Consider the following 21,347-nt stretch of genomic DNA (forward strand, 5'->3'; position numbering starts at 1 on the left):
TTTTATACCGACACTGTGAGTATTTCAAGAAGTTTCTTCAATGAAACCCTCGCTCCAGCAACAATAGAATCTCCTCCTCCATAATAAATATACACGGTACCTTTTCGTACAACGGCGCCACACGGAAAAACAACACGCGGAACTTGCCCCTTCGTTTCGTACCATTCGTGCGGTTGTAAAATTGGCGCCGCAGTTCGTGATAGTATTTCAGTTGGATTTTTAGGGTCTAAGAGAACCGCACCTAAGCGGTATGTGTTTGACTCGGAGATTCCATGATAGAACAGGAGCCATCCTGCCTTTGTTTTTACAGGTGGTGCCGCGATACCCACTTTTTGACCATCCCACATTCCAGGACGGGGGGCTAAAATTTGTACTCGATTTGGCAGTCGCTCACTAATGGACGTGAGTGATTCAATAAAATCTGCAGATATCATATTGTCCATTCGATGAAAAACAAGATACTTACCGTCAACTTTTTCCGGAAAAAGACAAGCATCTTTATCATCTACATTCTCTAGTGTAATGATTTGTGGTAATGACCACTTCCACCGGTGAGCCAAAAAATCTGACTCTTGTATCTGTGTAATAGCAACGGACGGTGCTTGTATTCCATTGTACGCGGTGTAACACATGTAGAGTGTTTTTCCTATGTGTGTTATGCGCGGGTCTTCACATCCTGAATTTCCTCCAGGAACACCTTTTTGCTCAAATGATTCTCGTGGCACATATGCGGGCTCGGTCAATCGCTCATCAATTGTTTCTCCGTCTGTACTCGAGGCATACCCAATCACCGACGTATTATCATCCCCCATGGCGCGATACAAAATATGCGTCTTCCTTTTTATATACACCGCCGCAGGATTAAATGTTGCTTTCTTCTCCCATGCATTTTGTGACGGCGAGATAATTGGGTTTGAATCAAATCGAACCACAAGATTATCTGTGGCTCCATGTTCCATACTATTCAATAGATGCTTCAAGTTAACCGTGGCACAACAACACGTCGTATCAGTAGCACCGTAATAAATATGGAGAAGTCCTTTTTTGACGATAGCACCGGAAGGAAAAACAATATTCATAACCTGGCCATATTTTTCATATGTTTCTTCTGGTGTAATGAGCGGACCCTGTGTGTGCCCAAGTACCTTTCGTGGGTCTTTCAGGTCTAAAAGTGCGGCCTCAATGCCAAACACCATATTGTCTTTACCATAGTGTTGAATGTGGGAATAAATAAGCAACCACCCCTTTGATGTTTTAATGGGGGGAGCCCCGATTTCAGTGTGATCACCACTTCGGTGAGTCAACTCAATCACCCGAGACTCACTGTTTGCATTCCACGCCTCCCAGTATTCGGGAGACCACAACTCTTCAAGACGACTGCATGTGGCAATGACTGTTTTTGTTGGAGGACTATCGGTATGCGCAGAAAAAATAACAGCATACTTTCCGTTTATTTTTTCTGGAAAGAGTGCCATCGCTTTGGCATTAAACGGTGTGACGAGATGTTTTGATTGTATCGTTTTAAGATCTTTTGATGTTGCAACAGCAACACGGATACCGTCCGATGAAAAAGGATAGGTGCTGAGGGCCGTGTAAAAAATATAGTACGTTTGTCCGATTTTTGTCACCCGAGGGTCTTCACAGCCAAATTTCTCCCAGTCATGCTCGGGGGTAATCAGTTGTTCTCGAATAGGAAAATGTATTCCATCGGTGCTATGTGCTGCACCAATGGTTGAAATGTGCATGTGAGCACCCTCATAAAAAATCTTTTCCGACAGCGCTCGATAGAGTGCGACCGTTTTACCACGATATTCAGTTGGACACCAGTTATACGTCGCAAACGCCTCCCATGGATTATGTTTGATAGGGCTAAGTATTGGGTTATGCGGAGAACGTGTAACAGTAAACATGAAAATCTATCTCGAGGTCTTATTCTTTCGTGAAAGTGATGGTGTTCCTGTTGTCATGAGTGCTTTAAGAAACTTTTTTATATCAGCAACGGCAACACAACACACCGTATCTGCTCCCCCGTAGTATACGAATAAGAGCCCGTCTTTAATAACCGCACCGCTTGCATAAATAACGCCCGCCTTAAAACCTTCATTCTCGTACCACTCATCTGGTTCAAGAATTGGTTGTGACGAACGGTAGAGTACTTTTTCAGGGTTTGTAAGGTCAAGAAGCATTGCACCGAGCTTATAGCGATTTGGGTCATTCACGTCCATTGCGTGGTAGAGAAGGAGCCACCCGTGTTCTGTTTTTATTGGTGATGGACCCGCACCACGAATCCAGTTGTCCCACGACCTGCGACGTGCCCCACTCTTATATTCACTCTTGATAAACTTTTTTCCATCAAATTCATCGAGAGAATCTACATATGCAACAGACACCTCTGGAGAAATACTGTGTAAAATTGCCTGCTTACCATTAATTTTTTCTGGAAACAGTAACCAATTTTTGTGTACTTCATTTGGAGGAGAAATAAAAACAGGTTTTTTCCATTTCCAAATGCGACTAAGAAAATTAGGAAGTTCAAGCCATGTCATTCCAATACGGATAGAGCTCCAACCATCAAATGCTGTAAAGAGTAGGTACACACGGTCACCAATAAGTGTAATGCGCGGGTCTTCTGAACCTCCGCAGAATCCACCGCCGGACGAATATGGAATCTTGAATTCTGAATGATCACCCGCGGGTTTATTACGATGATAAAACGCTGGTTCAGGATACCGTCCATCAATAGTAAATCCGTCAGAACTGTGTGCATACCCAACCATAGACACATCACTACCGCCAACCGCACGGTACACAAGATGTACTTTTCCATCATAAAGAATTGCACTCGGATTAAACACCCACTTTGATTCCCAAAAATACTGCGACGGTGCAATGATAGGGTTGTTTTTGTGACGCACAAGAGTCAGTGGACTTCCTTTTTTCGCATGCACAACCTTTAGTACACGCTTTGCTGTACGTTTTTTTGATGTCGTTAGTTTTTTCTTTGGGGCCACACGACGCTTAGGCACACGCGACAAAATAGTTCGCTTTGTTTTTTTTGTTACTATTTCTTTTTTCTTATGCACGGCCATATTTATCTTGTTCACGAACAATGTCATTTTCATCAAACATACCGTATGAAATTTCCAAACATTCCACGTCATTATTAGATGCTGAGATTCTGTGCTCTGTGCCTGCGGGAACGTCAAATTCGTCTCCGGCATGCGCGTCTGTTTCATTTTCTCCGACGATAACATGCGGCGTTCCCGAAATGATACGCCAAAATTCACTACGTTTTATGTGACGCTGTAAGCTCAACTCTTCCCCCCGACGAACAAACAACAATTTCACGGTGACTGGTTCACCTGTTGTAAATTCACGAAATGAGCCCCACGGACGTTGTGTGTCAAATGGTTTTTGCATACCACTAGTATACCCTGTTATTTTAGTATATTACACAAGGTCGGTAAACCAGCCCTTGAGAAGGGCCTTCGTGTCGTCAAGACCTGGAATTGCAACGGAGGCTGTCCGGACACCGAGGGACGTGACCGAGGAATCATTACCGCCAGGAAAAAGAGCGTCGCCGACATATAAGACGTCTTGTAGGGATATGTGGAGGTGTGCTGCTAAACGAGAAAGTCCCATTGCTTTTGTGATTCCTTTACGAGTGACGTCAATTGACGTCGCACCCCCCATACTGATTGAAAAACCCGAGAGAAGTGGAGTTATAACTGCAACCATTGCTTTTCGTTTTGAAAAATCAGGGTCCCACTTCATTTTGAGTTCAAGGGGGCCGTTGCTTCCAAGGGCTGAAAAAGTTATCTGTGACCCTCGATCTTCAATAATTGGTCCTCGTGCGTCTGGGTTTTCTTTTTCAAAATGAGTAGCAACAAATGCTTGCTCAAATGCATCGAGAATAGATTTTTTTTCTTCGAGCGTTAGAAGCTCTTCATACACAGCGTGCCATCCGTCTGAGTATGTATAGAGCGCTGCACCATTCGTTGGAATAATAGAAACATTTTGTAACTCTTCTGGTGTACATCCTATTTTATTCACTACTTGTTCAAGACATTGTGACAACGGAGCTCCAGATACAATCGCGATACGTTTTTCTTTCACAAGGCGCAGTAAAAGCCCCGCCATTTCTGTATCAATGGTTGTTTTTGATTCTGTAAGTGTTTGGTCAATATCAAACGCGATGAGTTGTGCTGGGGGCATGGGTGTTTATTCTTTTGGAAAACCAAAATATACCTTAATAGTTTTTTTACCGCTGATGGCCAATGCAATAGATCGCATACATCCATCATCAATATCTCCCTTCAGTCGTCTTTGTAATCCTTTCCGCCCTTTTGTACCTGTTCCATGTTTAAAAACAATTGGTAGTAAGTATTTTTCTTTTTGTAGAAGATGCGTATTTGTCTTTATCATATTTGGAATACTGTATCGCGACCTCTTTTTCAGAAGTTTTGGGTTATGATTCAGTGCGTACTTTACTTTTCGCGCAGTTTCGGCAAGAGAACCACTTGCCCACGATAATGGTAAGCCTCCAGCTTTTTTCCATACGCCCATTTCACTTGTTTTCATTTCAGCTAGACACCACGTGCTTGTGTCGTATGCGACAAGTCTTTTTTTATACTCATTTTTTATAATTCTATCAAGTTGAGCTTTTTTTAGTTTTAACGCTTTCTTTTTGGCATTTTTTAATTTCTCTAGAAAAATACTTTGTGGAACATGCGTAAGGTGTTTCCTCCTGTCCTTTTTTGCACTAATAAAATCGGAAACAACAAATGCCCGCTTAACCTCAATACCTTTAACGACTTTTTTTATTTTCATACACTAATTGTATCAAACAACTAAAATCCTACATACTTTTGACTTCGATGTACAAACATCTTGAAATATGTGTCATAATGGTATGACAATGAAAGTATCAAACAAAGTATGGTTTAGTGCATTGCTCCTTTGTGTTTCTGTGATTGGAAGTAGTGCACATGGAGAAACTCTCTCGCCCGTCCTACCCACAGTAGGTGTTACCTTTGCACGTGACTTAACTGTCGGAGCATCTGGAACTGACGTATCTGCTCTACAACAATTTTTAATTACTGGAGGTTTTCTAAAAATTTCTACCCCGACCGATTACTTTGGTCCTCTGACAAGGACCGCCCTTAGTGCGTGGCAAGCATCATTAAACATTTATCCTTCAGTTGGTTATTTTGGTCCCCTCTCACGAGAGAGTATGAATATAGCTCTACTACAAAATCTTATTGACAAACTGCGCTCACAAATCGCTCTTGGAACAACGACTAGAACAACGACTGCCCCAACACAAACACTAAACACACCAGCCAAAACAGCAACCACGAACAGAGAAAGTGGATTGCCGGTACGTCTCACCATTCCAAAACTCAATGTTGATGCTGGTTTTCAATACAATGGTCTTACCCCCGATGGAGCAATGGAAATACCAAACAATGTTGTTGATATTGGGTGGTTTACGGGAAGTGTACGTCCTGGGGAAAGTGGTGTTGCTGTTGTTACTGGACATGTCGCCCAAATACGCGGAGGTGTGATGACAAAACCGGGTGTGTTTTATACGCTGAATGAGTTGCGTGTGGGAGACACGCTGTCTGTTCTAAACGACAAAGGAAAAACCACCACATTTGTTGTTCGCAAAATCCGCAATTATGATCCATCAGCGGACGCTACCGATGTTTTTACCGCGACCGATAACGACGCTCACCTTAACCTCATTACCTGTGACGGCACATGGATTGCGGGCCAATTAAGTTTTAGCCAAAGGTTGGTGGTGTTCACTGATGCTGTGGAGTAGTATCAACCGTGATGAGTTGAGTTGTGTGGATTAAACTCCATTTCGATGTGCGTTTCGGTTTCTCCGGTTTCTTTGAAACCCATACGACGATACAGATTCGCCGCCTTGTTTTTTTTCAAGACCTGAAGTCGGACGGGTTTATGTTTCGCCCTTACCTGTTCAAGAGATTCCTTCAGAATCTCACTCCCTATGCCTTGCCCCTGAAACTCTGGGAGTAGTACTAGCTCATGAAGTTGAATTGCATCATCGGTTTCGTGCATCGAAAAATATCCACAGGGCTCGCCGTTGCAATAAATGAGCTCATGAGGAGAACTTTCCCACGCTGACCGAAAGAATTTGTCCTGCTTTTGTTCATCCCAGCTGCCAAACTGCTTTTCTACAACATCGCGATAAGAGGCATGGTGGACTTGACGGGCAAATTCATAATCTTGTTCTTCGGCAGGACGTCGTTTTAGCTGTTTTTGTTGTATCTCTTCTGGTGTAGAAAATTGCATAAAATTGGGGTCAGGCACCTTTAATATTTGTTCCGGGATAGGGACTCGAACCCCAATACTCAGGACCAAAACCTGATGTCCTACCATTAGACGATCCCGGAGTTTTATTCAGTTGTATCCTACTACGACTCGGCCAAAGGCCTCGCTTGCACTGCGATTTCAACAATCTCTCCGAGATTAAGAAATCGGGAGCATTAGCCCGACCCAGCAATTGAAGACACTATATCTTTTAAAACCTCTTTAGCCAAGTCTCTGTGCGTATGCACAACAACTTCGCTTCACCAATGATGGTCCTTCAAAAATAAGTCCTGTAATCATCTGGACCAAATCTGCACCAGCATCAAACTTTTCTAATGCCAACTCGGGAGACAAAACTCCTCCGCATCCAATGATGGTGAATCGATTACCAAATCGCTCACGTGTTTTTTGAATCAGCTCTGTTGAGAGTTGTTGACACGGCTTCCCACTTAAACCGCCCACATATTTTTCTGGTGCCTCGTCCCTATGTGTCAACGAAGTATAGTCTTTATTGACGTTTCCTATAACAACACCCGAAAGTCCAAATTCGTCAATAATAGTAAGGAGCTTTTCAAAAAGATGCCACGGAATATTGATGGGCATTTTTATATACATTGGCTTTGAGTGTTGAATTGTTTTCAATTCCGACAGAAGTGCTCCAAGAAGTTCTGATGTGGTGAATGTTTCTCCACCAGATGCATTCGGACATGAAATATTAATTGTGTAATAATCACCAACGCCTGCGTGAACAAGTTGTTGTAAAGAATACACATAGTCAGCAATGCCGTCTTCAATACTTGCGGCCTGCTTGTCATTTGTTCGAGCAATACTTATACCAATCACGTACTCTTTTTCGCGTGGACAAGATTGTAGTCGTCTGATAATTGCATCAACACCATCATTGCGAAGTCCTTTGTTTACCAAAATACTTTGTGAACGAATAAGTCGTGTGAGTCTAGGTTTTGGATTTCCCTCGCATACTCGGGCAGTAACCGAACCCACCTCTTCCCCACCAAGTCCAATTGAGGGAAGAATGCGCGTGAGACGACCGTTGTAATCAAGGCCCGCAGATAAGAGGAATGGGGTTCTATATACGATGCCATCTACCGTCTTTGAGATATCCGGGCCCCTGTAGCCGTATATACCACGCACCAAGGCCCGAGATACGTCAAAACGACCAAACCACTCACCGAAAGCAACCATGACATCGTGGGCCCTTTCAGGGTCAAGTTGAAAAAGTATTGGTTTTAAAAGTAATTTATAGAACGACATACACCAGCTAAATTATTTTTTTGTGGAATCAATAATCGCAAGTTCAAGTGGTAGGTGTGGAAGATACGCGCGGGAGATAGCCGTGTGTACATCAAGAAATCGCAAGAGTGTTGCTGATGTAATATGCGGAGGTTGTGCATTAGCACATTCTTCCAAAAGAGTGATGTCTTCCGCCAAAAATTCTTCACCAAACTGTTTTTTCATATCTGGGGCATACCGCAACAATAAAACTGCACGTAATTTCTCTAGTAGAAGTTTGCTCAATACATTCATATCCACACCTTCATGTGATGCTTTCTGTAATGCATCAAGTCCTTTTTTGGGATCGCCCGTGTGAAGTGACAACACAATATCATTTACATACTCACCACGAGGAGCTGATGTAATGAGCGATACCTCTTTAACGCTCACTTTTTTGTCTTTGGAGGCGTACAAAATTTTCTGCAGAATGCCATTCGCGTCACGAAACGATCCTTCAGCAAGAAGTGCAATCAAATCCCCTGCTGCATGTTCAAGAGTAAAGCCTTCTTTTTTTGCAATGGTAGCAACATGATCTTTCAATATCTGACGCGTTGGTTGTTTGAAGGTGTGTACCTCACATCGAGAAACAATCGTATCAAGAATTTTATGGAGTTCCGTTGTTGCAAGAATAAAAATAACGTGTGCAGGTGGTTCCTCAAGAGTTTTAAGTAAGGCATTTGATGCTTCCTTCGTAAGCATGTGTGCTTCATCAATGATGTATACCTTGTAGGGAGAGTTGAATGGGAGTGTGGCAACCGCATCTCGAAGAGCTCGTGCATCATCAACACCGCGATTACTTGCTGCATCAATTTCATAAAGATCTGTGTCCTGTGTCCCCACCGCACGAGCAAAAATACGCGCAACGGATGTTTTACCTGTTCCCCGTCCACCTGTAAAAAGATAGGCGTGTCCAATGTGTTTTTGTTCAAGGGCACCCTGAAGTGCCTTAACCACATGGTCTTGCCCGCGAACCTCCTCAAACTCTTGTGGGCGATATTTTCTATACAGGGCTACATTGTTCATATATAGAGACATTATACCAGTGTTTTAAAACCGCACACCCCCGTACTTTTGTCGTCTATTTTAAGTACTATATAAAAATCTTTTGTTCGATAATTCTATAGATTTATAGAATTTTAGAATTTCTTTAACTCTGGCATAGTTAAATAGGCATCATCAAAAATATGATTGAGTACGAACAAAAAATAAAATATCTGGAGCTATTAACTCGTGGTCTTGCTCACCATCACCGCATTCGTACTCTTTTGCGATTAGATAGCATAACTGACCAGACACTTGAAGAAATTGCTGAGTATCTCAATACTGACTACAAAAATGCCAGCCAACATGTGCAAAAAATGCATCGTGCAGGGCTTGTCTCAAAAAAATATCAAGGACACACTATTATCCACTCCCTTACAAACAAGGGAAGGGAGTTTCTTTTGTTCTATAATTCAATAGAATTATAGAACTTGTGTGGGAGGGTGGGCTTATTTTAAAAACTTTTGTATTACATCAAGTGCCTCACCGGCAGTTCGAGCATCCATGAGTTTGAGAAGAATTTTTTTGTCATATCCGTCACCCTGAAGATATGATTTGAAGTGTTTCTTCATCAACGCAAAGGATTTCCTCTTGCCACATAATTCATCAAAAAGTTTTGTATGCTCGGCAAGAACAGTGAGACGCTCAGACAACCCTGGCCGAGGTGAGTCAGACCCAAGCCATGGATTTCCAAAAATAGCACGACCAAACATCACTCCGTCAGGGCCGTACGTAATTACTTTTTCTCGCGCATCGTTCATATCAACCACATCTCCATTCCCAATAATAAGCGTCTCGTGTTTGCTTTCCTTTTCAAACTCATCTCGAATTGCAACTGCTTGTGCAATAGTGTCCCACCGTGCTGGTACTTTTGACATTTCCTTTTTTGTGCGGGCATGAATGGTAATTGCATCAATGTGTGTTTCAAGAAGTGTCGGCAACCATGTCTCCAATTCATTGGTTGTGTATCCTATGCGTGTTTTTACCGACACAGGAATATCTTTTGCCCCTTGTTTGAGAGCAAGAATAAGTTCTTGGGCAAGTTGTGATTCCTTCATAAGTGCGGCACCTGCGCCTTGCTTACACACACCATCATCAGGACACCCCATGTTGATATCAACACCATCAAACCCGAGCTCGCGTGCAAGCGCTCCAGCCTTTTCCATATACTCAGGCGTTGAAGTGAAAAATTGTGCAACGATTGGTCGCTCACCTTCTGAGTACTCAAGATCATGTACCAGCGCATCATATCCTCCACGGAATAACCCGTCTGCAGAAACAAACTCGGTCCACAAGACATCAAGTTTTCCATACTTCCCAATAATCCGCCGGAACGCGGGGTCAGTTACATCCGCCATTGGGGCAAGACAAAAGAATGGTTGTGGGAGTTTTTTCCAAAAAGACATATACAAGAAACCTATCACTTGCGAGCATGTCTCACAAGGAGTAGTATTTCCAGCAGATTTATGGAGAGGAGATTCCGATGGATTTATCCGAACTACCCTCTTGGGCAGTTGAGGCCGGTGACAAGCACTGGGCGAAGTATCACTCGGGCGATGGGCTTGCTCTTGCAATATTCAGAGCAATACCAAAAAGTGAGGCGTCAGGCCTTGATCCGAACATCTGTCAGTCTTACGCGGCCATCTACGCGCGGATGAAGCCGAAGGGTTGGGCTGAGCAAGAGCTCAAGTAATGAGAGCTCTGCCGCCGGCACATACGTGTGCCGGTTTTTGTTTCCCAACCATGGCATTGCCTACAGATGCCTCAAATGGTACAGTTTTCAATTGCCGTTCTTTTTTGTTTCAAAGACGCTCGTTTGTGTACTACACACCCCAATAACGAGGTGTGAGAACACGGGAGACAGTTGATAATGGGTTTCAAAAAATCGGGGAGAGAGAGACGAAAGGAAATTGACGAGGCACGCACCAAGAAGGAGAAGAAGGCCGCAGCGAAGGCCAAGGCCGCAGAGGCGCTTCGGATAACCCTAGCCAGGTGCCGTCTCCATCAAGGAGTTCTCGGAACACGCTAACCGACCCCACAACGCACACCAAACCCAGAGGCCCTCGCAAGAGGGCCTTTCTCTATGTTAGAGAGATTGCAACTCTGGAGTAACTTCTAACAGAGACGGAGCTTGTTCCTTGTGTTCTTTCTCTTTGTAAAAAACCTTGTTACCAAAACGAAGATCTATATATTCAACACCCATAATTCCACCTGCTTTTTTAAAATCATCTGATTCAATAATTGTTGTGAGATTAGTGAGCACTTCGTCATATGAGTTACTTCTTTTTACCAACAATCGAAGGGTGTCTCGATGTGGCGTCGTAAGTGATACTTCAATATCGTTTCCTTCTATACGAAGATGTGTAACACGCATAGATAGTTTTCCAAGAGCTGTAATGAGTGAGCGAAAGAGAGAAAATTCTTCAAGTGTAAGGGCATATGTTCCGAGTGGCACCGCCATCATGTTCAACTCGTAGGTAATATACGATGTGCCTGAAAAATGAGGGGCTGTGATAAACACAAACGCAGTGTCATCAATAAAATAACATTCTTCTGTTGTGGGTGTTGGTACATCACCCACTAATTGGCACACAACAGCAACTCCTTTCCGTTCTTCAAGGTGAATAGCGAGTTTGTGCCCATTCTCAACACCAATAGACACCTTTTTTAGAATAGGAAACCTGGTAAGTATACTTTTTTGTATTTCTGCGCGTGGATACAAAAAAATATTTCGTTTTGAAAATATGTGTCCGTATGCGCCAGTCAAGGTATCACTCACCGCACCAAACACATCAGCACGTGCTACTGTTTTTGCTCCTTCAATGGATACATTGTTAATTTGGAGAAAGTTCGCGTATGACAGTTGCCAAAGAAATAAAAATAATGAAAACACCAGAAGTGTGTATATAACTGAAAACACAACAAAGCGTTTGCGCCGAAGCTTCCGAACACGTTCTGATGTAAACCGCCGAAACATACACTACGCTTTTGAGATTTTTTCCTTCCCGTTCATATACGGACGGAGTACTTCTGGAATAGTGATTGAACCGTCAGCGTTTTGGTAGTTTTCAACAAGAGGAACAAGAATGCGCGGAGTTGCAAGTGCGGTGTTATTGAGCGAGTGAGCATACTGCAATTTTCCATCAGCATCCCGATATTTGGTATTCAAACGACGTGTTTGAAAATCGTGGAAGTATGAAGATGAGTGTGTCTCACGATACTTCCCTTCACTTGGAACCCATGTTTCTATATCATATTTTTTAACCTGCCCAAGACCGAGGTCACCACTGCAATTAATCACCACATGGTATGGCAATTGTAATGCCTGCAGGAGCTCTTCAGCGTTCGTGGTGAGTGCCTCGTGGTGTTTTACAGATTCCTCGTGACTTGCCTCGCACAACACCACCTGTTCAAATTTAAAGAACTCATGCACACGAACAATGCCGGTCGTATCTTTTCCATAACTTCCCGCTTCTCGTCGAAAACACGGAGAAAAAGCAAAGAACTTAATTGGCAATTCTGATCGTTCAACAACTTCGTCCATGTAGTACGCCATTGTTGGAACTTCGGCTGTACCTGCCAAATACATTTCATCCTGTGCTTTGTATAAATCTTCTTCACTTTGAGGAAGATACCCCGTTCCTACAAATGGCTCACGCTTCACAAGAGATGGTGCGATGATTGGAGTAAACCCACCCTTATGCATGAAGTGGTTAAACACGAATTGCCAGAGTGCAAAAGATAATTCTGCTCCCGCATTTTTCAAAAAATATCCACGGAATCCCGCTGTTTTTGTTCCACGTTCAAAATCAACCATGTCCAGATTTTCCATGAGCTCAATGTGTCCTTTCGGTTCAAAATCGAATTTTGGTTTGTCACCCCACACACGAACCTCTTGGTTGTCAGCATCAGTATTCCCTTCTGGCACAGACATATCAGGAACATTGGGAACTTGTAACATAAGAAGTCGCCACTGTTCAACAACAATTTTTATTTCTTCTTCTTTTTTTTGAAGTGTTTCTTTAAGAGGCTTCATTTGGGCAATGAGTTCTGCGCGCTCATCGACTGATGCGTTTGGCATTTTTTCACTCACTGCGTTTTGTTGCGCACGCATGTCATCAATCTCTTTGGTTAAGGCACGACGTGAATCATCGAGAGCAAGAAGTACCTCAATATCCACCTTCACGTGCTTTTTTTGTGCCCCCGCAATAACGACGTCTTTGTTTTCCCTGATGAAGTTGATATCTAACATATATAAAGAAAGCTACCTGATTAGTGTTCATATCGTACCACAATTTAGGTTTATTTTATGTCCATACTGTTAGGATTACCTGATGGAAGGGACGGGGCACTATCCTGCCATACAACTGAAAAAAAAGGTCTTTCCTGAGCTCTTGCAGGAGATAGCCGATCCGCCTAAGACACTTTTTATTCGTGGAACACTTCCGTCACCAGAGTACAAAATGCTCTGTGTTGTCGGCTCGCGAAAATATTGCTCGTATAGCCAGACGGTCTGTCAAAACCTTATATCTTCCCTAGCAGGATATCCAGTTGTCGTTGTCTCTGGACTAGCCCTTGGTATTGATAGTGTGGCCCACGAAGAAGCACTTTTGGTTGGTCTACCCACAATTGCAGTTCCTGGTTCTGGAATAGATGATTCTGTTTTATACCCACGAATGCATGTTGGACTCGCTGGGCGTATTCTTAAAGCTGGTGGCGCACTTATATCGGAGCTCGAGCCCACGGAAAATGCAACCGTCTGGAGTTTTCCAAAACGAAACAGAATTATGGCCGGCATGTGCCACGCCACACTCATTATTGAGGCGCACGAAAAATCAGGAACGCTCATCACTGCACGTCTCGCAATGGAATACAACCGTGATGTTCTCGTTGTACCGGGAGCAATTACCTCTCCACACCACATGGGTTCAAATAAACTCCTGCGAGAGGGGGCTCAAGCAATCACCTGTGCTGAAGATATTCTTCAAGCGCTTGGTATTCCTCTACGAGAAAATACACAAAGCAGAACATGTAATGATTTATTACCCGATGAACAAATAGTAATAGACTATCTCACCGAACCTCGCACCGTTGATGAAATTGCACAAGAAACACAGAGGCCCATTGCACACATTAACGTCATTATTTCTACGCTCGAAATAAAAGGGTATATCACCACACGACTTGGCAAAATCGAACGAACAGTATAGAGTCATACACATTTGTGCTACACACCATTTGCTTTTATATCACATTTGTAGTATTTGTTGCACATATATATGAAACTCGTCATCGTTGAATCACCAGCAAAAGCAAAAACGATTGAAAAATATCTCGGCACTGGATACACAGTGAAAGCCAGTGTTGGACACGTGCGTGATTTACCAAAGAGTAACAAGAACGCCATTGATGTTCCCGGCGGTTTTATTCCGCACTATCAGATTGTTCCTGAAAAAAGGGAAATTATCGCCGACCTTAAAAAAGCGGTCAGCAAGGCAGATGAAGTATTACTTGCAACTGACCCCGACCGCGAAGGTGAAGCCATTGCATGGCACTTGGCACAAGCGCTCGATTTGGAGGGTACAAAGGCACCCTCCTCTGCTAAAGCTACGGCGGGCAAGAAAAATAAAAAAGTAAAGAGAATTGTATTCCACGAAATCACCAAAGACGCTATTCTTGAAGCAGTTGCCCACCCACGAGACATTGATAACCACCTTCGCGAAGCACAGGAAGCACGACGCGTGTTGGACCGTCTTGTAGGATACGACCTTTCAGGACTTATTTGGAAAAAGGTTCGTTATGGTCTTTCTGCTGGACGCGTTCAGTCCCCTGCCCTTCGTATTGTTATGGAACGAGAGCGAGAAATTCGTGCATTCATTCCAGAAAATTATTGGGTGATTACAGCCGACGTACAAACAAACCAGCCTGCCGGCAGGCAAGGAAAGAAAGAAAAATTAACGCTTACATGTGAAGAAGAACCGCGGGATGAGAAAAAAACCAATACAATTGTAGAAAAAGCACGTGCTGGAACTTGGAGCGTTGCTTCTGTAAAAGAAACAGAAAATCAACGCCAGCCACGCGCACCGTTTACCACATCAACAATTCAACAATCTGCTAGTACTCGGCTTGGATTTTCTCCTTCCCGAACCATGCGCGCTGCTCAAAAACTCTACGAAAAAGGTTTTATCACCTACATGAGAACAGACAGCACCAATCTTGCAGCACAAGCTCAAACACAAATTTTAGCGGTCGTCACAAAAGAATTTGGAAAAGAATTTGCACGACCAATGGTGTACGCAAGCAAAAGTAAAAACGCCCAAGAAGCACACGAGGCCATTCGTCCAACAAATGCCGAAACTCGTGTCGCAGGAAGTGATGATGACGAGAAAAAGCTCTATGAACTTATATGGGCTCGCGCAATCAGTAGCCAAATGGCACCTGCAAAACTTCTGCAAACAAAAATAACAACAACCATTGGGGACGAGTCCGTTCCTCCATTCTCAGCAACAGGTTCACGCGTATTGTTTCCTGGATGGCTTCTTGCAGATCCCGATTCTCGAGGAGAAGATGTTGAGATGCCAAAAGTAATCGAAGGAGACTCATTAAACCTTCTTGATGTTACAGCGCTTGCAAAACAAACACAGCCACCATCGCGATATTCTGAGGCTGGACTTATTAAAGAACTTGAAAAACGTGGTATTGGTCGCCCATCAACATATGCCTCTATCATCAGAACGATTGAGGAGCGTGGATATGTAACACGAGAAAATAGAACCCTCACACCAACAGACACCGGTGACGTGGTGAGTACTTTTTTGGAAAAACATTTTGCAACATACATTAGCGATTCATTTACGTCAGAAATGGAAAATGAGTTGGATGAAATTGCTCTCGGCACGCGCGAGTATGAAAAAACACTCCGTGCCTTCTATATCCCCTTTGCAAAGGATGTTGCTAAAAAAACAAAGGAGGCTGAAAAAATAACCAACATGGGTGATGCACCAAAAGAGTTTGTATGCCCAAAGTGTGGAAGTGCAATGGTAATGAAACTTGCACGCAATGGAAAATTTATGAGCTGTGGACGATTTCCTGATTGTGATGGTGCACGCTCTGCTGATGGAAAAGAGGTAACCGACCCAGAAGAAATTGGATTTCACCCTGAAACCAAAGAGCCCATCTTTGTTCTTGATGGGCCATATGGACCTTATGTTCAACTTGGACTCAAAACCACAAAGAATAAAAAACCTCGACGTTCAAGTATCCCAAAAGAAAAAGATCCTGTATCAGTGACCCTTGAAGAAGCAGTTATCTACTTGAGTTTGCCGAGAGTGCTTGGGCTACATCCTGAAACAAAAAAGGATGTTGTTGCCAATGTGGGTCGTTTTGGTCCATATATTGGACACGACGGAGATTTTCGTTCCCTCAAAACAGATGATGTGTACACAGTAACTCTTGAGCGTGCCCTTGCAATTCTCCAAGAGCCAAAAAAATTCCGCGGAAAGAGACGTTTTACAAAGAAAAAATAGTCCTGCCTCTTTCTACTGTACCATACTCAGCACTAAACAAAGGTCTTAGTGCTGAGTATACTACATACACCAAACCCCATGAAAATACTTACCGCCCAAAACATTATTTCCGCATCGCATAAAAAGTTCACTGAAAAAGAACAACGAGGTATTGAAACTGCTTTTTCTTTTTCAGAAAATATACACAGAGACCAGAAACGTGAATCGGGAGAACCGTACTTTGTCCATGTTGCAGAAACAGCACGCCACCTCGCACGTATCGGGGCAGATGCAACAACTATTATGGCCGGACTACTTCACGATAGTGTTGAAGATGTTGAACACATCACCATTCAAGAAATTAGAACGCAATTTGGAGACGAGGTTGCCTTTCTTGTTGATGGTGTAACAAAACTTGGAAAGTTAAAATACCGCGGACTCAAACGCCATGTCGAAACACTTCGTAAACTGTTTCTTGCAACGGCGCGCGACCCTCGCGTTATTCTTATTAAGCTTGCCGACCGACTTCATAATCTAGAGACAATCTCCGCACTCCCTCAAGAAAAACAACAACGCATCGCGATGGAAACGCTTGAAATATATGCACCAATAGCACACCGACTTGGTATTGGAAACCTTAAAGGTGAGCTTGAAGACGTTGCGTTCAAAACTGCGTATCCAAAAGAGTATGCGGAAACGTATGCGCTCCGTGAAGAAAAAAGTAAAGAACATGTTGGACAATTAAAAAAACTCTCCCATGAAATACGAGCACTGCTCGCCCAATCAGATATCGTAGTACATGCAATGGATTATCGTATAAAACATATTTATAGTCTCAATAAAAAGTTGCAAGAAAAAGAAATGAATATTGATCGTGTCTACGATATTGAAGCGTTGCGTATTATTGTAGAAACCGTGGAGGAATGCTATCTCGCACTTGGACTCACCCACAGTAAATGGAAACCGCTTCCTGGGCGCATTAAAGATTATATTGCAACGCCAAAACGTAACGGCTACCAAAGTCTCCACACAACCATTTTTACCGGCAATGGTGCAATTGTTGAAATTCAAATTAGAACACAGGCGATGCATGATGTTGCTGAGTACGGAATTGCATCCCATGTGGGGTATAAAGAGAAGACAGGTATCACAACGGATTCAAGTGCACTGTTGGTTGAAAAATTATTTGGAAGAAGCACCCTCAACACAAACAATACAAGTCCAATGACACAATGGCTTCATGAACTGACCGAAACTCAAAATGATGTGGAGCACTCGCTTTCTTTTATTCGAAATCTTCGAAATGATTTCTTTAATGATCGTATTTTTGTATTTACACCAAATGGAGAGGTTGTTGATTTGCCTGTTGACGCCACACCGATTGATTTTGCATATTCAATTCACACCGACCTTGGAGACCATGCGTCAGGAGCTCGTATAAATGGAAAATTTGTCGCACTTTCAACAAAATTGAATCACGGCGACGTTGTGCTTATTGAAACACGAGACAACAGTAAACCTTCCCAGAAATGGCTCACATGGGCAAAAACAGGATTCGCAAAAAAGAAAATCCGAATAGCACTTGAAAAAAACTAAACGGAGAAATGAGTTACTGAATACAAATCGTCATCTTTTCCCTTTGTTTCATTTTCTGTGGTAGCTATTTCTGGCACCACATCAGTTACTTCTTCTGGGGTCGTTGATGTATTTTGAGATAGTTCGTTGAATGATGCGACTTCACTGTTGAGAACTGCAAGAATTTTTCGTAAATCTTCCTCAGAACCAAAATCAATAAAAATACGCCCACCGACTTCTTTTGGTTCTACACGAACACGCGTCCCAAGTCGCTCTGATGCACGTGTTTCAAGTTCAATAATATCAGGGTCATATAAACGATCATGTCGTCGTACCTTCTCAACTGCAATACGACGAGAAATTTGTTCCGCATCACGAACGGTGAGTTTATTTAAAATAATTTCCTTAAAGAGAACTAGTTGCTCTGCTGGCCTGTCTATAAGCATGAGAAGCGGTCGTGTGTGCCCCTCACTAATTTTCCCTTCAGAGAGCGCTTGTTGCATTTCTACAGGCAAAAGGAGGAGGCGGATGGTATTTGAAACATACTCTCGACTTTTTCCAACCTTGTGTGCTATTTCTCCGTGCTTCAAACCAAAATGTTCGGCTAGTTGTGAGAATGCACGGGCACGTTCTATAGGATTAATATCTTCTCGCTGAAGATTTTCAATAATGGCGAGCTCAAGCTTCATCTGTTCACTTTCTTCATCATCTCGAATGATAACTGGTACAAGAGACAGACCTGCCATTTTGGATGCGCGCAGACGCCGTTCTCCAGCAATGAGTTCATACTGAACAGAGATGCCTCCGTCTTCTCGTTGGTGTTCTCGTTGGGTTACTACCAGTGGTTGCAATACGCCATACTGGCGGATTGAGTCGGAAAGGTCTTTGAGTTTTTGCTCATCAAAAAAACGTCTCGGCTGAAATGGGTTTGGAACAATTTTTTCCACCTCGACCCAAAAAATTGCATTATTGTGAAAGCTCATAGTGAATAGAATATTGAATGTAGTATATGGAACGTAGGAAGACAGATATAGTTTAGCAAAAAAAGCGATACTTTGGTAGAATCACCTCATTGCCGGGGTGGCGTAATTGGTAGCCGCGCACGACTCAAAATCGTGTGTCGTAAGACATGAGGGTTCGATTCCCTCCCCCGGCACAGCGGAAAATGTGGACATACTGGGTGTATGTTTATATTTTGCGCCTTTGGGGAATCGAAGGCCGGAGCACGACGGTGCGACCCAGTAGGTCAATGTACTCATTGAGACGGGGACAAAAGCAAACTGCTTTGCTTTTGTCCGAACGAAGTGAGGTGGACGCGGAACTTTTCACCAGAAAAGTATTCGTGACCGATTCCCTCCCCCGGCACAACATGAAAAAACTACAAAATCTCGGATTAAGTGCTCAGTCGTGGCGATACCTCGTGAATATGTGGACTGTCTTTCTTTTTGTGATTATTATCTGGGATTTTGTGACCAACAACGGACTTGGAAATATTATCGGGGCTGTTGCGGCAATTTATACAGGTGCACTTGTCATATACAGTGCAGAAAAAGAATTTGAACGGTGGAGTGATAACCACGCAGGGCGCCACCCCGGCGAACTGTATGTCATCGCATGGACCTGTTCTTATGGTACTCATCTTCTCCGCAGAAGTTATTCTGCGAAAACCATACACAGTACCACATGAAATTATTGCAACATACATCGCAGTCATCAGCATTCTTGCTATTACCAAAAAATCGAAGCGGTACTACTTTCGAAAAAAGAAAATAACCCCTTTGGAGTAGTTGTGTAATTTTCACAACATGCCAACAAGAATACGTGTCACAAGAACCCTGATGACTAAGAAGTACTCTTTTTTTCCTCTTCAGCGGCCCTCTCCTCATGTTCTTGTGCGGCAACTCTATGGGCTTCGGCAGCCTCAGCTTCTTTTTCGCGCGCTAACCTGTCTTGTTTCTCCGCTTCTTCGTCTTTTTGTGTTATATCGTCTGTCATATTTTATGTTACTACTCTTGGTTATTTAATTTGACCGCAGCTTCATGTGTGGAAACCGTTTTTCCCATAACAAACATTTTGATAATACCTATAGCTATAACCCAGTAGACCAACATCGCAAGAAGGGTTGTCCATTCAAAAATACTTCCCTCAAGAAGATATGAGGCACGGAACACACTGATAAACGGCGTTGCAAAGACATAGGTTATCCCGTACACAAAACTACTAAACCCAGCTTCTGGGTTCGCACCAAGTAATTTCAAAGCAAATCGAAACAATAACAATATCTCAACAAAACCAAGAATGTACCAAACAATTTGTGTACCTCGGTACAGTGGTTTGGTTGTGGGAGAGTTAGATGAATCCATATATTTTTGTCTGCAAAATGCAGAGATGTTACGCTTGTAATACAAGTACTAATAAAAATAAACCATAAGGTGTTGTTCGTGTCCAGTATACCACCTGATTTCACAAAATCATATCGCGCAACTGTCGACTAGAGCGCGATAATACCTAGATTTTATCTCCAAAATGTATTGTAGGGGTTTCTTTTTGATATTTTGGTATTTGTTATGAAACGACCCAACACACTTCTTGTTATTGCACGTAGTGTGGTTATTGTCCGACTTTTATCTTAATGAGTTTCCATAGAAAACCCTTGCTAAGATGGGCTTAGGTGTGGTTGTATACAGGTACAGCACACCATGAAACCAAAACTCATCGTTATCCTCGGACCGACCGCCACTGGAAAAAGTGATGTGGCCGTTCGTCTTGCACAAAAATATGGTGGTGAAGTGGTGTCGGCCGATTCACGGCAGGTATATAAAGGACTTAATCTCGGAACAGGAAAAGTGACCGAGAAAGAAATGCGGGGTATTCCCCACCACCTACTTGATGTGGTCTCACCACAACAACAATATACCGTTACCGATTTTGTTCGCGATACAAAAAATGTGTTTGTACCGATATATCGGTACAAACACATTCCAATACTTGTTGGTGGTACAGGACAATACATAGATACCCTTGTTTTTGGACTCCAAATTCCAAACGTTCCACCAAATAAAAAATTGCGCATGCAACTTGAAAAACTGAGTGCAGAGAAACTTTTTTCTCTCCTGCACAAAAAAGATCTTGCTCGTGCAAAAACCATCGACAGACACAACAAACGACGACTTATTCGCGCACTTGAAATTGTTGATACTCTTGGAAAAGTGCCGAAAACAAAAAAGAAATCTCTCTATTCCCCGCTCTATATTGGCCTCACCCTTCCAAAAGAAAAGTTGCATGAAAATATTCACAAACGACTCATCAAACGGCTGAAATTGGGACTCGTTGCAGAAGTACAAGACCTACACAAACATGGACTCTCGTGGAAGCGAATGGAGGAGTTGGGGCTTGAATATCGTTATATCTCACGTTTTTTGCAAAAGAAAATTACAAAAAAAGAAATGCTCACACAGCTTGAGCTCGAAATTCAACACTATGCAAAACGACAAATAACATGGTTTAAACGAAACAAAAATATACTCTGGTTTGACCCAAAGAAAGACGTGCAAAACATCGAAGATACGGTGAAACGGTTCCTAACCACATAAT

21 protein-coding genes and 2 tRNA genes are annotated in these 21,347 nt (G+C 42.9%); 8 read left to right on the forward strand and 15 right to left on the reverse strand.

All coding sequences use genetic code 11. The features are described from left to right. Nucleotides 1-2: 2 nt before the first annotated feature. The 5 genes from NUW02_02270 to NUW02_02290 are packed head-to-tail and all read right to left on the reverse strand — an operon-like array spanning nt 3 to nt 4,830. On the reverse strand, nt 3-1,910 hold the full coding sequence (locus NUW02_02270; GenBank protein ID MCR4274853.1) for a hypothetical protein: 1,908 nt from the start codon (nt 1,908-1,910) through the stop codon (nt 3-5). Between the two features lie 6 nt (nt 1,911-1,916). Continuing rightward, a complete protein-coding gene (locus NUW02_02275; GenBank protein ID MCR4274854.1) occupies nt 1,917-3,089 on the reverse strand; it encodes a glycosidase in 1,173 nt (390 codons plus the stop codon). After that, nucleotides 3,076-3,420, reverse strand: a complete 345-nt coding sequence (locus tag NUW02_02280) for a phosphomannose isomerase type II C-terminal cupin domain (protein ID MCR4274855.1) — start codon at nt 3,418-3,420, stop codon at nt 3,076-3,078. Before NUW02_02280 ends, NUW02_02275 begins: the two co-directional genes overlap by 14 nt. 30 nt (nt 3,421-3,450) lie before the next feature. Beyond that, nucleotides 3,451-4,215, reverse strand: a complete 765-nt coding sequence (locus tag NUW02_02285) for an HAD-IIB family hydrolase (GenBank protein MCR4274856.1) — start codon at nt 4,213-4,215, stop codon at nt 3,451-3,453. Between the two features lie 6 nt (nt 4,216-4,221). Next, nucleotides 4,222-4,830: a hypothetical protein gene (locus NUW02_02290; GenBank protein MCR4274857.1), complete on the reverse strand. Its 609-nt coding sequence runs from the start codon at nt 4,828-4,830 to the stop codon at nt 4,222-4,224. Nucleotides 4,831-4,912: 82 nt separating this feature from the next. Between NUW02_02290 and NUW02_02295 the strand changes: the two genes are divergently transcribed. Further along, the gene (locus tag NUW02_02295; protein ID MCR4274858.1) at nt 4,913-5,827 is read left to right on the forward strand and encodes a sortase; all 915 of its coding nucleotides are present in this window, start codon (nt 4,913-4,915) and stop codon (nt 5,825-5,827) included. Nucleotides 5,828-5,829: 2 nt separating this feature from the next. Here NUW02_02295 and NUW02_02300 read toward each other — a convergent pair whose 3' ends face one another. From NUW02_02300 to dnaX, 4 genes are all read right to left on the reverse strand, one after another. After that, nucleotides 5,830-6,321, reverse strand: coding sequence for a GNAT family N-acetyltransferase (locus tag NUW02_02300; GenBank protein MCR4274859.1), 492 nt, complete (start codon nt 6,319-6,321; stop codon nt 5,830-5,832). Nucleotides 6,322-6,351: 30 nt separating this feature from the next. Then, a tRNA-Gln gene (locus NUW02_02305) sits at nt 6,352-6,422 on the reverse strand. A gap of 139 nt (nt 6,423-6,561) precedes the next feature. Then, nucleotides 6,562-7,611, reverse strand: coding sequence for a quinone-dependent dihydroorotate dehydrogenase (locus NUW02_02310; protein MCR4274860.1), 1,050 nt, complete (start codon nt 7,609-7,611; stop codon nt 6,562-6,564). A gap of 12 nt (nt 7,612-7,623) precedes the next feature. Continuing rightward, entirely contained in the window at nt 7,624-8,655 is a 1,032-nt protein-coding gene (gene dnaX / locus NUW02_02315; protein ID MCR4274861.1) for a DNA polymerase III subunit gamma/tau, read from the reverse strand. 161 nt (nt 8,656-8,816) lie between these two features. On the opposite strand from dnaX, the gene NUW02_02320 reads away from it, so the two are divergent. After that, a complete protein-coding gene (locus tag NUW02_02320; protein ID MCR4274862.1) occupies nt 8,817-9,101 on the forward strand; it encodes a helix-turn-helix domain-containing protein in 285 nt (94 codons plus the stop codon). Between the two features lie 21 nt (nt 9,102-9,122). Here NUW02_02320 and NUW02_02325 read toward each other — a convergent pair whose 3' ends face one another. The 3 genes from NUW02_02325 to serS form a co-directional block, all read right to left on the reverse strand. Further along, nucleotides 9,123-10,079 (reverse strand): tRNA-dihydrouridine synthase, encoded by a 957-nt coding sequence (locus NUW02_02325; GenBank protein ID MCR4274863.1) that lies wholly within the window; start codon nt 10,077-10,079, stop codon nt 9,123-9,125. 680 nt (nt 10,080-10,759) lie between these two features. Further along, nucleotides 10,760-11,650, reverse strand: a complete 891-nt coding sequence (locus tag NUW02_02330) for a hypothetical protein (protein MCR4274864.1) — start codon at nt 11,648-11,650, stop codon at nt 10,760-10,762. Between the two features lie 3 nt (nt 11,651-11,653). Continuing rightward, nucleotides 11,654-12,925, reverse strand: coding sequence for a serine--tRNA ligase (gene serS, locus NUW02_02335; protein ID MCR4274865.1), 1,272 nt, complete (start codon nt 12,923-12,925; stop codon nt 11,654-11,656). A gap of 82 nt (nt 12,926-13,007) precedes the next feature. Between serS and dprA the strand changes: the two genes are divergently transcribed. From dprA to NUW02_02350, 3 genes are all read left to right on the forward strand, one after another. Next, nucleotides 13,008-13,883, forward strand: coding sequence for a DNA-processing protein DprA (gene dprA, locus NUW02_02340; GenBank protein ID MCR4274866.1), 876 nt, complete (start codon nt 13,008-13,010; stop codon nt 13,881-13,883). 69 nt (nt 13,884-13,952) lie between these two features. Further along, a complete protein-coding gene (topA, locus tag NUW02_02345) occupies nt 13,953-16,199 on the forward strand; it encodes a type I DNA topoisomerase (GenBank protein MCR4274867.1) in 2,247 nt (748 codons plus the stop codon). Between the two features lie 78 nt (nt 16,200-16,277). Continuing rightward, nucleotides 16,278-17,774, forward strand: a complete 1,497-nt coding sequence (locus NUW02_02350; GenBank protein ID MCR4274868.1) for a RelA/SpoT family protein — start codon at nt 16,278-16,280, stop codon at nt 17,772-17,774. Here the strand turns inward: NUW02_02350 and NUW02_02355 are convergent. Continuing rightward, nucleotides 17,771-18,736, reverse strand: a complete 966-nt coding sequence (locus tag NUW02_02355) for a ParB/RepB/Spo0J family partition protein (GenBank protein MCR4274869.1) — start codon at nt 18,734-18,736, stop codon at nt 17,771-17,773. The two genes, NUW02_02350 and NUW02_02355, sit on opposite strands and share 4 nt — an antisense overlap. Nucleotides 18,737-18,827: 91 nt before the next feature. Between NUW02_02355 and NUW02_02360 the strand changes: the two genes are divergently transcribed. After that, nucleotides 18,828-18,909, forward strand: a tRNA-Leu gene (locus tag NUW02_02360). Between the two features lie 213 nt (nt 18,910-19,122). Then, nucleotides 19,123-19,440: a hypothetical protein gene (locus NUW02_02365; GenBank protein MCR4274870.1), complete on the forward strand. Its 318-nt coding sequence runs from the start codon at nt 19,123-19,125 to the stop codon at nt 19,438-19,440. Between the two features lie 155 nt (nt 19,441-19,595). Here the strand turns inward: NUW02_02365 and NUW02_02370 are convergent, their stop codons facing one another. Both NUW02_02370 and NUW02_02375 read right to left on the reverse strand, forming a co-directional pair. Further along, nucleotides 19,596-19,748 carry a hypothetical protein gene (locus tag NUW02_02370; GenBank protein MCR4274871.1) on the reverse strand — a complete coding sequence of 51 codons (153 nt, stop codon included), beginning with the start codon at nt 19,746-19,748 and terminating at the stop codon, nt 19,596-19,598. Nucleotides 19,749-19,759: 11 nt separating this feature from the next. Continuing rightward, entirely contained in the window at nt 19,760-20,116 is a 357-nt protein-coding gene (locus NUW02_02375; protein ID MCR4274872.1) for a YggT family protein, read from the reverse strand. 336 nt (nt 20,117-20,452) lie between these two features. Between NUW02_02375 and miaA the strand changes: the two genes are divergently transcribed. Continuing rightward, nucleotides 20,453-21,346 carry a tRNA (adenosine(37)-N6)-dimethylallyltransferase MiaA gene (gene miaA, locus NUW02_02380; GenBank protein ID MCR4274873.1) on the forward strand — a complete coding sequence of 298 codons (894 nt, stop codon included), beginning with the start codon at nt 20,453-20,455 and terminating at the stop codon, nt 21,344-21,346. Nucleotide 21,347: the final 1 nt, after the last annotated feature.

It is taken from the genome of Candidatus Campbellbacteria bacterium (genome assembly GCA_024653945.1).
Classification (GTDB): Bacteria; Patescibacteriota; Minisyncoccia; order Phycocordibacterales; family EsbW-18; genus EsbW-18.